This window comes from Cellulomonas sp. P4_H4 (genome assembly GCF_056400865.1).
The window spans coordinates 93,832-109,293 of sequence record NZ_JBFUKL010000001.1 but is presented as its reverse complement, the minus strand read 5'-3'; the positions used below and the strand labels follow the sequence as shown (position 1 = coordinate 109,293).

General features: G+C 71.3%; 10 protein-coding genes. 1 reads left to right on the top strand and 9 read right to left on the bottom strand.

Features of this window, described 5'->3' with window-relative positions:
- Window positions 1-19 precede the first annotated feature (19 nt).
- The gene (locus AC1DPN_RS00580) at window positions 20-1,690 is read right to left on the bottom strand and encodes a copper resistance CopC/CopD family protein (protein WP_477082781.1); all 1,671 of its coding nucleotides are present in this window, start codon (window positions 1,688-1,690) and stop codon (window positions 20-22) included.
- Window positions 1,687-2,376, bottom strand: a complete 690-nt coding sequence (locus AC1DPN_RS00575; protein WP_477082780.1) for a YcnI family copper-binding membrane protein — start codon at window positions 2,374-2,376, stop codon at window positions 1,687-1,689. Before AC1DPN_RS00575 ends, AC1DPN_RS00580 begins: the two co-directional genes overlap by 4 nt.
- A 316-nt stretch (window positions 2,377-2,692) precedes the next feature.
- Between AC1DPN_RS00575 and AC1DPN_RS00570 the strand changes: the two genes are divergently transcribed.
- The gene (locus AC1DPN_RS00570) at window positions 2,693-2,914 is read left to right on the top strand and encodes a tautomerase family protein (protein ID WP_477082779.1); all 222 of its coding nucleotides are present in this window, start codon (window positions 2,693-2,695) and stop codon (window positions 2,912-2,914) included.
- A gap of 59 nt (window positions 2,915-2,973) precedes the next feature.
- Here AC1DPN_RS00570 and AC1DPN_RS00565 read toward each other — a convergent pair whose 3' ends face one another.
- From AC1DPN_RS00565 to AC1DPN_RS00535, 7 genes are all read right to left on the bottom strand, one after another.
- A complete protein-coding gene (locus AC1DPN_RS00565; protein WP_477082778.1) occupies window positions 2,974-8,442 on the bottom strand; it encodes a LamG-like jellyroll fold domain-containing protein in 5,469 nt (1,822 codons plus the stop codon).
- Window positions 8,443-8,680: 238 nt separating this feature from the next.
- Window positions 8,681-9,778 carry a sugar kinase gene (locus AC1DPN_RS00560; protein WP_477082777.1) on the bottom strand — a complete coding sequence of 366 codons (1,098 nt, stop codon included), beginning with the start codon at window positions 9,776-9,778 and terminating at the stop codon, window positions 8,681-8,683.
- Window positions 9,775-10,428: a bifunctional 4-hydroxy-2-oxoglutarate aldolase/2-dehydro-3-deoxy-phosphogluconate aldolase gene (gene eda / locus AC1DPN_RS00555; protein ID WP_477082776.1), complete on the bottom strand. Its 654-nt coding sequence runs from the start codon at window positions 10,426-10,428 to the stop codon at window positions 9,775-9,777. The genes AC1DPN_RS00560 and eda overlap by 4 nt, the downstream gene beginning before the upstream one ends.
- Window positions 10,428-11,924 carry an aldehyde dehydrogenase family protein gene (locus AC1DPN_RS00550; protein ID WP_477082775.1) on the bottom strand — a complete coding sequence of 499 codons (1,497 nt, stop codon included), beginning with the start codon at window positions 11,922-11,924 and terminating at the stop codon, window positions 10,428-10,430. Before AC1DPN_RS00550 ends, eda begins: the two co-directional genes overlap by 1 nt.
- A 47-nt stretch (window positions 11,925-11,971) precedes the next feature.
- Window positions 11,972-12,964 carry an ABC transporter permease gene (locus AC1DPN_RS00545; protein WP_477082774.1) on the bottom strand — a complete coding sequence of 331 codons (993 nt, stop codon included), beginning with the start codon at window positions 12,962-12,964 and terminating at the stop codon, window positions 11,972-11,974.
- Window positions 12,961-14,511: a sugar ABC transporter ATP-binding protein gene (locus tag AC1DPN_RS00540; protein ID WP_477082773.1), complete on the bottom strand. Its 1,551-nt coding sequence runs from the start codon at window positions 14,509-14,511 to the stop codon at window positions 12,961-12,963. The genes AC1DPN_RS00545 and AC1DPN_RS00540 overlap by 4 nt, the downstream gene beginning before the upstream one ends.
- Window positions 14,508-15,419, bottom strand: coding sequence for an ABC transporter permease (locus tag AC1DPN_RS00535; RefSeq protein WP_477082772.1), 912 nt, complete (start codon window positions 15,417-15,419; stop codon window positions 14,508-14,510). The genes AC1DPN_RS00540 and AC1DPN_RS00535 overlap by 4 nt, the downstream gene beginning before the upstream one ends.
- Window positions 15,420-15,462: the final 43 nt, after the last annotated feature.

The window sequence follows — 15,462 nt, the reverse complement described above, 5'->3', positions numbered from 1 at the left end:
AGGTGACCGTACCGCCCGCCTACGGCGATCCGTCGACCACGAACTCCAGCGTCGTCACCGGGTTGTCGAACTCACTCGTCCGGAGCGACACCTGGAGGCGCCAGGTACCCGGGGACGGGATCACGACCTCCGCGGTGTAGTCGCCGGGGCCGACGTTGGTGAGGGTCATCGGTCCGAGGTCGAGCTCGTCCGAGGTGAGCCGCGCCTTGGGCGCCTCGAGCCCCTCGAAGGGTTCGCCGGAGGCGTCGCGCAGCTCGAGGGAGACGGTGTTGGGGCCGGTGGTCAGGGGCGCGAGGCGGGCCTGCACCTCGACGTCCTCGAGCGTCGCCGTCTGGACGCCGTTGCGCGCCCGGTCGACCGCCGACGCCTCGGCCTGGGGGCTCCGGTCGACCAGGAACCCGGTGAGCACCAGGACCACGAGGAGGGCCACCGCCTCGGCCACCAACGAGCGGCGCAGGAGGTCCGAGCGCACCCGCCGGTCGTGCGGACCGGTGCCGGCCCGGAGCGCGGGCAGGAGGCAGTACCGGTTCCACGCTGCGATGCCGACGGCGACGACGACGGTCGCGATCTTGGCCAGCAGGAGCCGTCCGTAGCCGGTGCTGACCAGCGCGTCCCAGGTGCCGACGATCCGCCAGGCGAGGAAGGAGCCCGCCGTCACGAGCGCCACGAGGACCCCGGCCGCGAGCGCGGAGAACCGGGCGACCACCCGGGCCGCGGCGTCACCGCGCTCGGCGAGGTCGCGGAGGGTGAGGGCCAGGCCGGCCAGGCCGCCGAGCCAGACGCTGCCCGCGAGGAGGTGCAGCATGTCGGCGCCGACCACCAAACCCTCGGGGGTCGCGGAACGCGTGTGACCGTTCAGGGCCGGCGCGACGAGCGCGACCGTGGCCGCGACGAGCGCCGCTGTGCGTCGCGGTCCGGTGGGAGCCCGGTGACCGAGGAGCACGACGCTCGCCGCGCTCCCCAGCACGACGGCGCAGGTCACGACGAACTCGCTCGTCGGCACAGCGGCCCATGTGCTGCCCTCGGTCAACGAGCTGGCGCCGCCACCGAGCTGGTACATCGCGACGAGCGGCAGCCCGACGAGCCAGGCCACCACCGCCGTACCGGCACCGGCGCGGGCTGCAACGACCAGCCGGCGCCGGACCCGGCCGGTGAGCTCCGCGGCCGGCACGACGAGCAGCGAGAACAAGACGAGGCCCGTCGACAGGAAGACGCTCACGTACCCGATCCAGCGGTCGACGCTCAGCGCGACCGGCGCTCCGGTAGAACCGGTCGGGCTTCCGGCCGGAACCGCGACCTCCGTGCTGGCAGCACCGATCGAGAAGGTGAGCGTCCCGCTGACGGGATGCCCGTCCTCCGACACCACGCGCCAGACGACCACCAGCGTCCCCGGCCCGGGCTGCTCGGTCAGGGTGACGGCGAGCTCCGCTCCGGAGACCACTGCCGACGAGGCGACCGGAGCACCCGCGGCGTCGAACACGCGGACGCCGTCGGGCACCCCGCCGACCGCCTCGTCGAACGTGAACCGGATCTGCTCCGGTGCCGCCCGGAGCACGGCGCCCTGGGTGGGGTCACTGGTGACCAGCGTCGCGTGAGCGCTCGCCGGGGCAGATGCTCCCAGCAGGAGGAGGGCGGCGCCGACGAGGAGCAGGAGGAGTCGTGCGACGGGCCTCGAGTGGCGCCCGGTCACGTCCGGCGGAGCTGGAGCACGAGAGCAGTACCACCCAGCACCGCGCCGATGAGGCTGGCCACCAGGGCTGCGACGATCCACGGGTCGACGGCACTGGTCTCCGCCGTCGCCCCCGAAGCGCCGGTGCCTGAGACCGTCTCGCTGCTGTCGATCTCAGCAGCAGGGCTGTGGTGGCCCCCGTCGCCCGCGGCGGTGAGGACGAACGCCGGTGCCGGCAGCTCGAGCGTCTCCGGGTCCTGCCCGTCGGCCGGGACCTCGATCCAGGCGGCCTCGCCCTGCTCGCACGTCTGGATGGTCGGGAACACGAGGGTGTCGCCCTCCAGGTCGGGCAGCATCAGCGAGAGCTCGAGCACGTCGCGGTACCCGTCCGGGAGCGGGGTGTCCGTCCGGTAGGTCACCGAGGCGACGCGCTCGGTGACCTGGTTGCCGTGGCTGTCGGTGACCGGCGGGTCGAGCGTCTCGACCTGCTTCTCCACGTCCCACAGCGCGTTGCGGGTCGGCGTCACCGAGCTGACCTGCTCGGGCATCTGGATGATGATCTGCGTCGTCGACGACCCGCCGCACCCGTGGGGGACGCTCACCACGAGCACGGCGTGGGCGCCGGCGGCGGTCGTCGAGGGCGTGATGCTGACGTGTGCGTGGGCCGGCGTCGCCGCGACGAGCATGAGGAACGCGACGGCGACCACGCCACCGAGGCGCGCGAGCAGGCGCCTTCCGGAGGCTCTCCGAGGGCCTCCGGCCGCTGCCCTGCGCCGTGCTCGATCCCGCACCATGTCCCGCCTCGTCTCGTCGTCGGCACCGTTGCGACACCGAGCCTGGCCGGTGGTCGTCGACGGTGACGCCGTCACTGAACCAGCCCGCGGAATCTCTGTCAAGGATGTGAACCTGTTCCACACTGTTGAACCGTCGCAGGCTCGGACCTAGGATGAGTTCATATCAGCGAACCAAGGTCGCAGATGTAGACCGCGCTCCTCCCGATGATCGTCCGAAGGGGAACATCCCATGCCCAACATCACCGTCGAGCTCCTCCGGGGCCGGACGCTCGAGCAGCGCCGCGCCTTTGCCGAGGCCGTGGCCGACAGCGCCGTCGACCTTCTGGGCGCCCGCCGCCAGGACGTCCGCATGGTCTTCCAGGAGATCACGCCCGACATCGTCGCCAACGGCGGGGTCCTGGCGAGCGAGGACGCCAGCCGCGCAGGTGTGGTGGCCGCTCTGAACGACTGACACAGCGACGACGACGCGGGCCCGGAGGATGTTCCTTCGGGCCCGCGTCGTCGTTCGGCCTACTTCGTGACCGTGATCGTGATGTTCTCCACCACCTTCTTGGCCAGGGGACTTTCGCCGTAGGTGAGGGTGACGTCGAGGACGCCGACCGTGGTCGCCTTGGCGAGCTCCAGGGTCACCCTGCCGTTGAGCAGCGTGCCCGTGACGGAGCTGCTGCCGGCGACGTCGACCGTGACGGTGCCGGTCACCGGGACGTCGTTCGGGGCCAGGAGCGTCACCTTCACGGTGGGCCGCTTCCCCTTCTTCACCTCGGTCGGAGCCTCCACGCCCATCAGCGGGGTGACCTTGCGGACGGTCACGTCCACGGTCGTCGTCGAGGCCAGGTGCGTCGGGTCTCCGCCGTACTGCAGCGTGAGCTGGTAGTCCCCCGGCGCCAGCTGCTTCGCCGGCAGCGGGATGATGACCTGGCCCGTCGCCAGCGTGCCGGTGGCGAGCGTCCGGTCACCCAGGAGCACGTTCACCGTGCCCGTGGCCGAGGCCGGGGTGACCGTCGCGACGACGGATCCCGCCTTGCCGTAGGTGAAGTTGGTGATCGAGCCCACCAGCGTGGTCGCCACGGGACCGGGGTCCACGTCGGCTTCCACCGTGATGGTCACCGTGACCGGCGGGGAGCTGAGCGTCCCGTCGTTCGCCGTGTAGGTGAAGGTGTCCGTGCCCGAGAACTCGGCAGCGGGCGTGTAGGTGAACGACCCGTTGGCGGCCAGGGCCACCGTGCCGTGAGCCGGCTCGGTGGCGTGGGTCGCCGTCAGCGGGCTGCCCTGCGCGTCGGTGTCGTTCGCGAGGACGCCCGGCGCCGCGACCGTGAGGGGATCGCCCTCGGAGGCCGTGTAGGCGTCAGCCACCCCGGCGGGGGCCGTGTTGGGCGGCGGCGGGCCTGCGAACAGGTCGTCGATCTGCTCCTCGGTCAGCTCGTAGCCGAACATCTGGAACTCGTCGACCAGGCCGTCGAACCGGCCGTCCGGCCAGCTCGTGCCACCGATCAGGTTGGCGGTCGTGCTGCCGGCCACCCCGACGTCACTCATGTCGAGCGTGAAGTCGGTGCGGGTCGCCTTGAGCTGACCGTCGAAGTAGATCCTCCCGGTCGTGCCGCTGTGCGTGTAGACCACGTGCGTCCACTGGTTCAGCGGCAGGTCGTTGCCCGCCCCCAGCGTCAGCCTCTCCTGGGCAGCCACCCCGGCCTTCTTGAAGGTCGCGGCGAAGCCCGTGGCACCGGCGGCGTTGGTGTTCGACTGCAGCAGGAAGAACGTGTCCGTGCTGCTGCCGATCTGCAGGAGCGGGACCCACGCCGGCAGGACGTCCGGGCGCGCCCAGACCGAGACGCTGAACTCGTCGTCCATGCCCGCCTGGATGTTGTCCGGCAGCTTGGCCTGGTTGGCCGTTGCCGCGGCACCGCCCGGCAGCGACAGCGCAGGGCCGAACTTGCCGTCGGGCGTCCAGCCGGAGGTTCCCTGGAGCGTCGCCGCCCCGATCGACTGGTCCAGACCGCTGTTGGCGGCCGTGGTGCCGGTCCCCTCGTCGAAGGCGTACCGGATCGGGACACCTGATCCCGCCGGCGGACGCTGGACGGTGTGCGTGACGGTCACGGTCGAGTCGCGCCACCCGGCGGCAGCCGCGAACCGGACCTCGACCTGGTGGTCGCCCCGGTTCAGAGCCGCATCCGGGAACGTCGCCGAACCGGCGACCAGGGCGACCGACGCACCGACGGCGACCCCGTCGACCCACAGCTGGACGGCGCCGGCGGCCGGCTGGCCGTCCGCACCCTCGACCGAGGCCGTGAAGCCCACGGGCTCCGCGAACGGCGACGGGGAGGCCGGGTCGGCCGTGACCGTCGTCGTCGTGCGCAGCGCCGTGCCGTCGTCGTACAGGGCCGACACGTCGTCCGCGGAGAGCGTCGACCGGTAGAGGCGGACGTCGTCCATCAGACCGTCGTACGACGGGTCCGGGAACCCGTTGCGGCCCAGCCAGTTGTTCGACGTCGGCCCGATGTCGGCCATGTCGATGGTGAGGTCGTTCCTCGTCGCTACCGCGACGCCGTTCAGGTAGAGCGTGCCGGTCGCACCCTGGCGGGTGAACGCGACGTGGTTCCACTGGTTGGCGACGACGTCCTTGACCGGGTTCGCGTAGACGCGCTCCTGGAGCGCGTTCCCCTTCGCCTTGAAGGTCGCCGCCAGGCCCGTGTTGCCCGCAGCCTGGGTCTGCATCTGGATCTGGAAGAAGCTGCCCGCCCCCTCGAGCCCGTCCCCGATGTGGAACAGGCCGATCCAGTTCGCCTTGGTGTCCGGACGCACCCAGAACGAGGTGGAGAAGTCCGCCTCGCCCTGCAGCAGGTTGTCCGGCAGGTCCACCGCGTTGGCGTTGGAGCCGCCCGACAGGTTCAGCGCCTTGCCCAGCACGCCGTCGGGCGACCAGCCGGTGCTGCCGGTCAGGGCCGCGGCGCCGACCGACGAGTCGGTGCCGGTGCTGGCCGCCGAGACGCCCGAACCCTCCTCGAACTCGTAGTGGATCGGGACGTCGTTGACGCCCGGGTCCGCGCTGATGACGACGAGGTTGTCCACCATCAGGCCGACGCCCGCGCTGGTCCCCGCCAGGGCCAGGGTCTCGGAACGCGCCGAGGCCGTGAACGTCCCGACGTAGGACGCGTACGTGACGGGTCCGTTGCTCTGCGACGTCGTGGCCGTCGTCGCCGTGAGGGTGGCGTCCAGGTCACCCACCGACAGGGCGGCCGACGCGGGAGCCGTCCCGGCCGACCGGCTGTCGCGTGCGTAGCGCAGCGAGACCCGGTAGTCGCGACCGGGCTCGAGCCCCGTGAGCGTGCGCTCGAGGCTGCCCGAGCCCCCGAGTGCAAGGTGGTAACCGGCGAGGCCGAGGCCACCCTGCCCGGTCGCGTTGCCGCGCACGAGCTGGACCTGGCTGCCGACCGTCCACGGCGCCATGCGGCCGTTCCCCGCGGCGACGTCGACGGTCGCGGCCGGGTTGCCACCACGCCAGTCGACGGGGAGGCGCGGATACTCGAACTGGTCGACGACCTGCGGGGTCCGCGCGTCCATCGCCACCTCGGGGTCGATGTCCACGATCTTCGCGACCGACGGGGTTCCGTCGGCGTCGAAGACGAACAGCATGTACGCGCCGGGAGGGGCGTACGTGCCGTCCTGCGGGGCGTTGATGGTGAGCGCGGTGCCGTTCTGGCTGAACTCCAGGTCCTGGAAGTTCTGGTCGTTGTTGAACCCGTGCGTCACCGACCCGTTGCGGACCAGGGTCACGCGAGAGACCCCGGCCGACGCCTGGATGCCGAACGAGCCCGCGTAGCCGATCGCCTCAGGGGCGGTCGTGATCTCCGGCCGGACGGCCGGCTGCTCGCCGTCGAACAGGTACGACGGGGAGTAGTACTCGACGTCCGTGTAGTTCCGCGGCCCGGGCGCGCCGCCGCCGCCGATCATCACGCGACCATCGGGCAGGAGCAGGGCCGTGGAGTGGTAGAGCCGTGCGTGCTCGTAGGGCACCGCGACCTCGGTCCAGTCGCCCGTCTCGGGGTCCCAGATCTCGGCGTTGGTGGCGTAGCCGTTGGCGCCGTTGTTCTCGCGGGCGCCACCCGTGACGAGCACGTCGCCGTCGGGGAGCACGGTCGACGTCGCCCAGTGACGCTGGTACTTCATCGGGTCGGTCGCCGTGATCACCGGGTTTGCGGTGCCGCCCGTGATGTCGACCGTGAAGCCGGCGCGTGCACCGTCCGGGCCGCCGCCGTTGCCCCACCAGCCGCCGCCGACCTGGAGGATCTTGCCCGGCCGGTACATCGTGGCCGTCGAGGTCGCCCCGACCGGGTTGCCGTCGGCGCCCTGGTTGGAGATGCCCGCCGGCAGGGTGCCGCGCAGGGTCAGCTCGCCCGTCCCGGCGTTGCCTGCCGGGTCGAGCTCGTACATCTGCGTGCCCGTGATGTTGAAGAGGGTGCCGCTGCCCGGAGCCACGAACGCCCGGGGGTACCACCAGCGGTTCTCGTCCGCTCCGGCGTGGTCGGCGCCGCCGTCGCCGTACGCCACCGTGCTGGTGGCGCCGTCGAGGGTCTTCCAGCCGGTTCCCGCGTCCGGCGTGTAGATCTCGGGCGTCTTCACGCCCGCTCCGCCGGGCCCGCCGCGCAGGCTTCCGCCCTGGACGACGATGTCGCCGTTGGGCATCGTCGTGCCGGTCGGGTACCAGCGCGGGAAGTTCATGGGCGCCTCGTTCTGCAGCCCGTTGTTCGTCGTGTAGCTGGTGACCCCGATCGCGGCGTCGTTGGGGGCGTTGCCGCCCAGTCCGTCGTCACCGCCGACCGTCATCGTCGAGTGGTTGTGGGGGTTCTGCACCTGCATCGAGCAGAACAGGTCGGTGTAGGTGATGTTCGGCAGGATGCCGTTGCGCAGGTTTGCGAGGGTGCGCGGCTCGGCCGGGTCCCAGACGTCGACCTCCATCTGACCGCCCTGCGTGATCGACGTGTCGCCGCTCCAGTCGTAGGGCGTGGTGTCGGCGCCCCAGCCGCCGACGCTGCCGAAGGACTGGACCGTCCCGTCGGAGGTCAACGCCATGTTGATCGGCATCAGCGGCCACGGCGTGACGCCGCTCCACGCGCCGTTCTCGTCCTTGGACGGGGGCGAGCAGTCGGCCGTGAGCAGGCCGGACGCGTACGCGAGGCCGTTGCGCATCTGCGTGCGGATGACCGGCTCGGCGTACGCGGTGCCCTCGTGGCCCATCGCGGAGTACCAGGACCGACCGTTGTCGATCTCCTGGCACCACGTGGTCGGGTGCAGCGTGCCCTGGTGGCCACCGACGTACGACGACTCGTCGACCGCGAGCAGCGTCCGCACGTTCGGGGCGGGGTTGACGTTCCAGTCGTACCACTCGTCGCTGCGCGTGAAGCTCGCGGGGACGCCCTGCGTCAGCGGGCTGGTCGCGTCCTGGACCACGACGCGAGCGGGCCGGACGGCCGGGTTCTCGGGGTGCCCCTCCGAGACGGCGCCGACGAGACGCGCGTAGAACGGGTTGACGTCGTGCTCGCTCTGGCCGACCGACCAGCCGGCGTAGTGCATGCCCATGTAGCCGCCGCCGCCGCGGATGTAGGCCTCGAGGGCCGCGCGCTGGGCGGTGTCGAAGAGCACGCCACCGGTCTGCGCGAAGACGACCGAGTCGACAGTCGCGAGGTTCGCCGTGGTGAACGCCGAGGGGTCGTCCGTCTCCTGCACCTCGAGCGTCTGGCCGTACTCGGTCGAGAGCTCCGTGGCCAGGTCGCGCACGGCCTGGCGTGCCTGCACGTTGGAGGCGTGGAAGTTGGCCTTGTAGAAGAGCAGGACCCGCAGGGTCGAGTCGTCGGGAGCCGCGGACGACGCCGTCGCCGTCGCCGGGAGGGCGACGGCCACCACGGCGGCCGCTGCGAGGAGCTGCAGGACCGAGCGCCGGAGCCCCCCGGTCCGTCTGCGAACAGATCTGCCTAGCACGTTCATCTGCGACCTCTTTGTCTCAGGTACGGGCCTCGCGGAGCTTGCCGGCGACCCTCGTCATCCACGGATACGTAGTGGCGTCTCACGGAACGTAGCCGCGGTCGGCGAGCAGAAGCAAGAACTTGATCCCGATTTGTGAACGAATCGTGATTTGCGTTCATATACCTGAACTGTCATCCGATCGGTACGCATGCCGAACGCCGCGGCGCTCGTAGTGAGCTCCGCGGGGGTTCGGGCGGGGTCAGCGCCGGACGCGCGCGCTGCCGCCTGAGGCGAGCGCGAGGACCTCCTCACGCGTCGCCATCGAGGTGTCGCCCGGCGTGGTCATCGCGAGTGCTCCGTGCGCGGCGCCGAGCTCCAGGGACCGCCGCAGAGGCTCCCCCTGCAGCAGTCCGTAGACCAGCCCGGAGGCGAAGCCGTCACCACCGCCGACGCGGTCGAAGATGGCCAGGTGGTCACGCGCCACGGACGACAGCACGCCCGTCTCCGGTGACCACGCGATCGCCTGCCAGTCGTTGTCGCTCGCGTTGTGGACGGTGCGCAGCGTCGTCGCGACGACCGACAGCCACGGCATCTTGTCGGCCACCGTCGCGACCATCGCGGCGAAGCTGTCGATGGGCAGCTCGCGCAGGTGCTCGTCCACGTGGTCGACGCCGAAGCCCAGCGCGGCCGTGAAGTCCTCCTCGTTGCCGATCATCACGTCGACGTGGCTCGCCAGCCGCGTGTTGACCTCCCGGGCGCGCTCCGTCCCTCCGATGCCCGCCCACAGGCTGGGCCGGTAGTTGAGGTCGAAGGACACGACGGTGCCGTGCCGGTGGGCCGCGACCATCGCCTCCTCGGCGACCGCGGCGGCCTTCTCCGACAGGGCCGCGTAGATGCCACCGGTGTGCAGCCAGCGCACACCGCGCCGGCCGAACAGGTCGTCCCAGTCCACCGTGCCCGGCGCGAGCTCGCTGATTGCCGTGTGGGCACGGTCGGACACCCCGACCGCACCCCGCACCCCGAAGCCGCGCTCGGTGAAGTTGAGCCCGTTGCGCACCGTGCGGCCGATCCCGTCGTAGGGCTCCCAGTGGATCAGCGAGGTGTCGACGCCACCCTGCATCACCAGGTTCTCGACGAGCCGGCCGATCTCGTTGTCGGCCAGGGCCGTGACGATTCCGGCGCGCAGCCCGAACACCTTCCGCATGCCACGAGCGACGTTGTACTCGCCGCCACCCTCGAAGACCTCGAACCGGCGGGCGGTCCGCACGCGACCCTCGCCCGGGTCCAGCCTCAGCATCACCTCGCCCAGGGCGACGATGTCGAACTCGCACTCGGCGACGGGACGGGTCTCGATCATGCACGGGCTCCTAGCGGTTCAAGGGTCGAGAGGCGGACGGCGGCCGCGGACCGCGCAGCGACCTCGTCCCACTGTCCTGCGGCGAGCAGGTCGGGCGCGACCATCCAGCTCCCGCCCACCGCGACGACCGCGGGGTGCGCGAGGTACGCCGGGGCGCTCGCGGCCGTGATGCCTCCGGTGGGCACGAACCGGACCTGGGGGAACGCCGCGGACAGGGCCTTGACCATGCCCAGCCCCCCGGACGCCTCCGCCGGGAAGAACTTGACGGTGTCGAGCCCGAGCCGTAGCGCGTGCATGATCTCGGTCGCGGAGCTGACGCCCGGGACGACGGGGAGACCGAGCTCCTGGCAGCGGTGCACGACCTCGGAGCTCAGGCCCGGCGACACGACGAACCCGGCACCCGCCTCGTGGGCGAGGTCGACCTGGTCCGTGGTGAGGACCGTGCCGGCCCCCACCACGAGGTCGCCCCGCTGGGCGAGGCGGCGCAGGACCGCCGCCGCGTCCGGAGTGCGGAAGGTGACCTCCGCGACCGGCAGGCCGCCCGCGACCAGCGCGGCTCCCAGGTCGTCCGCGCGCGCCACGTCGTCGAGGACGACGACCGGGACGATGCGGTGCCCTCGCAGCACGTCGGCGGTGTCGTTGCCCGTCATCACCGGAGCTCGGCGATGACCGTCTTGAGCTCGGTGTAGTCGTCCAGACCGAACGACCCGAGCTCGCGGCCCCAGCCGGACTGCTTGAAGCCACCCCGGGGCAGGGTCACGTCGTCGGCGTGCCAGGTGTTGAGCCACACCGTGCCCGCGCGCAGCTTCGAGCCGACGCGGTGGGCGGTGCCGATGTCCTTCGACCACACGCCCGCGGCCAGGCCGTAGACCGTGTTGTTGGCGGCCGCGACGACCTCGTCCTCGGTGTCGAACGGGATCGCGGTCACGACCGGGCCGAAGATCTCGTCCGTCTGGATCGCCATCTGCTCGGTGACCCCGGTGATCAGGGTCGGGCTCACGAAGTAGCCACGGTCGCGCGCGGGGTCGGCGCTGCCCGCGCTCAGGACGGCACCATCGGCGACGGCACCCCGGATGTAGCCCAGCACCTTGTCGAACTGCTCCTGCGACACCAGCGGACCCATGTGCGCGCCGGCCTCGAAGCCGTCACCGACCGTGATCGCCCGGGCCGCCGCGGCGACTCCCGCGACGACCTGGTCGAACACGGCGCGCTGCACGTAGAGGCGCGAGCCGTTGACGCAGCACTGCCCCTCGTTGAAGTAGCCGCCCAGCGTCGCTCCGGCGATCGCGGCGTCGAGGTCGGCGTCGGCGAAGATGATGTTCGGCGCCTTGCCGCCGAGCTCGAGCGACACCTTCTTGAGGTTGACCGACGCCGCGGCGGCGATCTTCTTGCCGACCTCGGTGCTGCCGGTGAACGCGACCTTGTCGACGCCGACGTGGTCGACCAGCGCGGCACCCGCATCCCCGAACCCGGGCAGGATGTTGACCACGCCGGCGGGCAGACCGGCCTCGAGCAGGAGCTCGCCGAGGCGCAGGGCCGTCAGCGGGGTCTGCTCGGCCGGCTTGAGGATGACCGTGTTGCCCGCGGTGATCGCCGGGACGATCTTGAAGCAGGCCATGAGCAGCGGGAAGTTCCACGGCACGATGCCGGCGACGACACCGATCGGCTCGCGGCGCGTGTAGGCGTGGAACTCACGCCCCGGCACCGACATCGGGATCGTGGTGCCCTCCATCTTGGTGGCCCACCCGGCGAAGTAGCGGAAGAGCTCCGCGGCGGTCGCGACGTCCCCGTCCCGGGCGGCCTCCACGCGCTTGCCGTTGTCGAGCGCCTCGAGCTGGGCGAACTCGTCGGCGTGGGCCTCGATCAGGTCGCCGATGCGCCAGAGCAGGTGCGAGCGGTCGCGCGGCGTGAACCGGGACCACGGCGACGGCGCCTCGTAGGCGTTGCGGGCCGCGGTGACCGCACGGTCCACGTCGACCGCGGACGCCTGCGCGACCTGGACGAGGACCTCCTCGGTCGAGGGGTTCACGGTGGCGAAGGTCTTCCCGTCCTTCGCGTCCACCCACTCGCCGTCGATGAGCAGCTGCTTCGGGGCGGAGAGGAACGCGCGGACGGCGGGCAGGAGGGTGGAGCTGTCGAGCGACATGGTTGCCTTCCAGGGGCCGGGAACAGACGAGGTGCGTAGGACGGGTGCTACTTGATGACCGAGATCTTTGATCGGTCCAGGGTGAGCGCGACCGCGGCGATGATGATCGCGCCGTAGAGGATCTGCTCGTAGGCCGACGAGACGCCGACGGTCGAGAGGCCGACGCGGAGCAGCGTGACCACGAGGGCACCGGCGAGCGTCCGCCACAGGCTGCCGTGGCCGCCGGTGATCGCGGTTCCGCCGACGACGATCGCGGCGACCGCGGGCAGGAGGAGCGAGTCGGCGACCGTCGGGCTGCCGCTGTAGTTGCGGGCCACCAGCATCACGGCGGCGAGGCCTGCGCAGGCTCCCGAGGCCAAGAACGCCCCGATCTTGACGAGGTCGACCGGCACGCCGGCCAGCCGGGCGGCCGACTCGGAGAAGCCGGTGGCCTTGATGTAGTTGTCCAGCGGGGTCACCTTGATGACGAGCGCCAGGACGGCCACGACGACGACCGCCACGACGACCGCGACGGGCACCCGCCCCGCGAGGTACATGTTCGCCCAGTGGATCGGTGCGTCGTCGATGACCGGCACCGTGCCGGCGGAGGACACCACGAGGGCGACCGCAGCGAAGACGCTCATCCCGCCCAGTGTCACGATGAACGACGGGATCCGCAGGAACACGTGCAGCGCTCCTTGGAGCGCGCCCAGCGCCGCGGCCACCCCGATGACGGCGACCGTGGTGAGTGCGCCGAGGTTGGGCAGCCAGAGGGCGAGGAAGACGCTCGACAGCGAGGCGAGCGCCGCGATCGACAGGTCGATTCCGCCGCAGAGGACCACGATCGTGGCCCCGGTGGCGAGCACGGCGAGTGGCGCCGCGGTGTTGACCACGGCGGTCAGGCTTCGCTCGGTGAAGAAGCCCGGGTCGGCGAGGGTGAGCGCGACCACCAGGGCGAGCAGGGCGATCACGGGCATGAACGAGGTCACCCGCGCGCCGACGGTGGGGCCGCCCTTGACGGCGTCGTCCGTCGCGGGCTTGGTCATGACGGGGGTGCTCACACCATCTCCTTGACGAGGTCGAGAGGGGTCGGCTTTCCGCCCGACGGGCAGGCGACCTCGGCCGTGATCCGACCGTCGCTCATCACGACGATCCGGTCCGCCATGCCGATCGCCTCCTCGAGGCTGTCGGCCAGGAGCAGGGTGGCCACACCGGTGTTCGCGAGCTCGCGCATGAGCTTGTAGACCTCGGAACGAGCCCCGATGTCGAGGCCGCGGGTCGGGTGGTCGAGCAGGAGCAGCCGGATGTCGCCGCCCACGAGCCAGCGGGCGAGGACCACCTTCTGCTGGTTGCCGCCGGAGAGCCGCTGGATCGCCGTCCCGCGGTTCGGCGTGCGGATCGAGAGGCGCTCGATCCAGGTGTCGACGATCGACGCCTGCTTGACCGGCATCACGAGCGGCCCGGTACAGCGGACTCCCTGCTTGGTGAGGGTCATGTTGTCGGCGACCGACATCGGGCCGACCATGCCCTCGATCTTGCGCTCGGCCGGCACGTAGCCGATCCCGGCGGAGCACGCGGCGCGCGTGCCGGACAGGTCGAGCTTCTTCCCGTCCAGGGTCGCCTCTCCGGCCAGCGTCTCCTCGGCCCCGAACAGCGCGCGGCACACGTCCTCACGCCCGGAGCCGTGGACGCCGACGATCGCCAGGATCTCCCCGGCGGCGATGTCCAGGTCCACGTCGCGGAACGACGGGCCGGTCAGGCCGCGCACGGTGAGCCGGGGCGCCCGCTCGCCGGACGGGTGCTCGATCGCGTTGTCGTGGTAGTGGTCGTCGGACCCGGTCGACCCGATCATCAGGCGGTGCAGGTCGCCCGGGACGGCACCCTCGGTCGCGACGTCACCGACGGACTGGCCGCCGCGGAGCACCGTGACCCTGTCGCACACCTCGAGCACCTCGTCGAGACGGTGCGAGACGAAGATGACGGAGGCGAACTCCCGCAGGCGTCGGATCTGGGTGAACAGGGTCTCCACCTCGCCGGACTCCAGCACGGACGTCGGCTCGTCGAGGATGATCACCGGCGCGAACTTCGTGCGCTGCTCGATGCGCAGCACCTTCGCGATCTCGACCATCTGCCGGTCGGCGAAGCTGAGCGTGTCCGTGCGGGCCAGGGGGTCGATGGTCGACCCGATCTTGTCGAGCTGTTCCTGCGCCAGCCTGCGCATCGTCTCCCAGCGGTACAGGCCGCGGCGCACGCCCGGCCCCTCGCTGCCGAGCACGATGTTCTCGGCGGCAGTGAGGTTGGGGACGAGCGACTGCTCCTGGAACACCATGCCGATGCCGTGGTTGGCCGCGTCCACGACGCTGCGCAGCTTGACCTTCTCGCCGCGCACGTAGATCTCGCCCCGGTCGGGACGGACCAGGCCGACGAGCGCCTTGAGCAGCGTCGACTTCCCGGCACCGTTCTCGCCCGCCAGACCGAGCACCTCGTTCTGGCGGACGAAGAAGTCGACTCCGTCGAGCGCCTTGACGCCCGGGTAGTGCTTGACGAGGCCCCGGACCTCGAGGGCCGGGAGCAACGGGTCGGGCTGCTTCGAGAGCTCGGCGCTCACTTGACCACCTGGTTCCTGTGGCGCAGCGGCACGGCGGCCGCCGCGACGGCGATGACGACGATGAGTCCCTGCACGCCGCCCTGCCAGTACGGGCTGACGCCGATCTGCACGAGCCCGTTGGTCAGGACCACGATGAGCAGCACCCCGACGGTGGAGTGCAGGACCCCGCCGCGGCCGCCGGTCAGCAGCGTGCCGCCGACGACGGCAGCGGTGATGGACGAGAACGTGAAGTCGGCGCCCGCCTGCACGAGGCCGGCACCGAGCTGGCTGGTCACCATGACCGCGCCGAGCCCGTAGAACGCGCCGGCCAGCGTGAAGACGGCGACCTTGTACGGCGCCACCCTGACGCCCGACAGCCCGAGCACCTCCTCGGCACCGCCGATCGCGAACGCGTACCGACCGAGCCGGGTGAAGCGCTGGATGAACCAGCCGAGGAGCACGCACACGCCGGCGATCCACGTCAGGTACGTGAAGCCGAGCAGCCTCTCCTTGGCCCAGCCCTCCAGGGCGACGTCGGAGATGTTGGGCTGGACGCCGGCGAACATCAGCGTCGCGATCCCGATCCCGATGGCGGAGACGCCCAGGGTCGTCATGAACGACGGCACCTTCAGCGTCATCACGAGCACCCCGCTCAGGCAGCCGAGCGCCGCCCCCATCGCGATGGCGATCCCGATGCCGAGGAACCCGAGGTCGTTCCCGTTCCTGTTGTTCTCGACGAGCAGCGCCACGGCGATGGCCGACGCGGCCATCACCCCACCCGCCGACAGGTCGATGGAGCCCATGAGCAGCACGAAGGTGGCGCCACAGGTGATGACGGCCAGGACGGAGGCTGCGTCGAGGATGTTCTGGAAGTTGCCCAGCGTGCGGAACTGCGAGCTGAGCAGTGAGAAGACGATCACGATCACCACGAGAGCGATCGGAGGACCGGCGTCCCGGAGGGACACCCCCCGC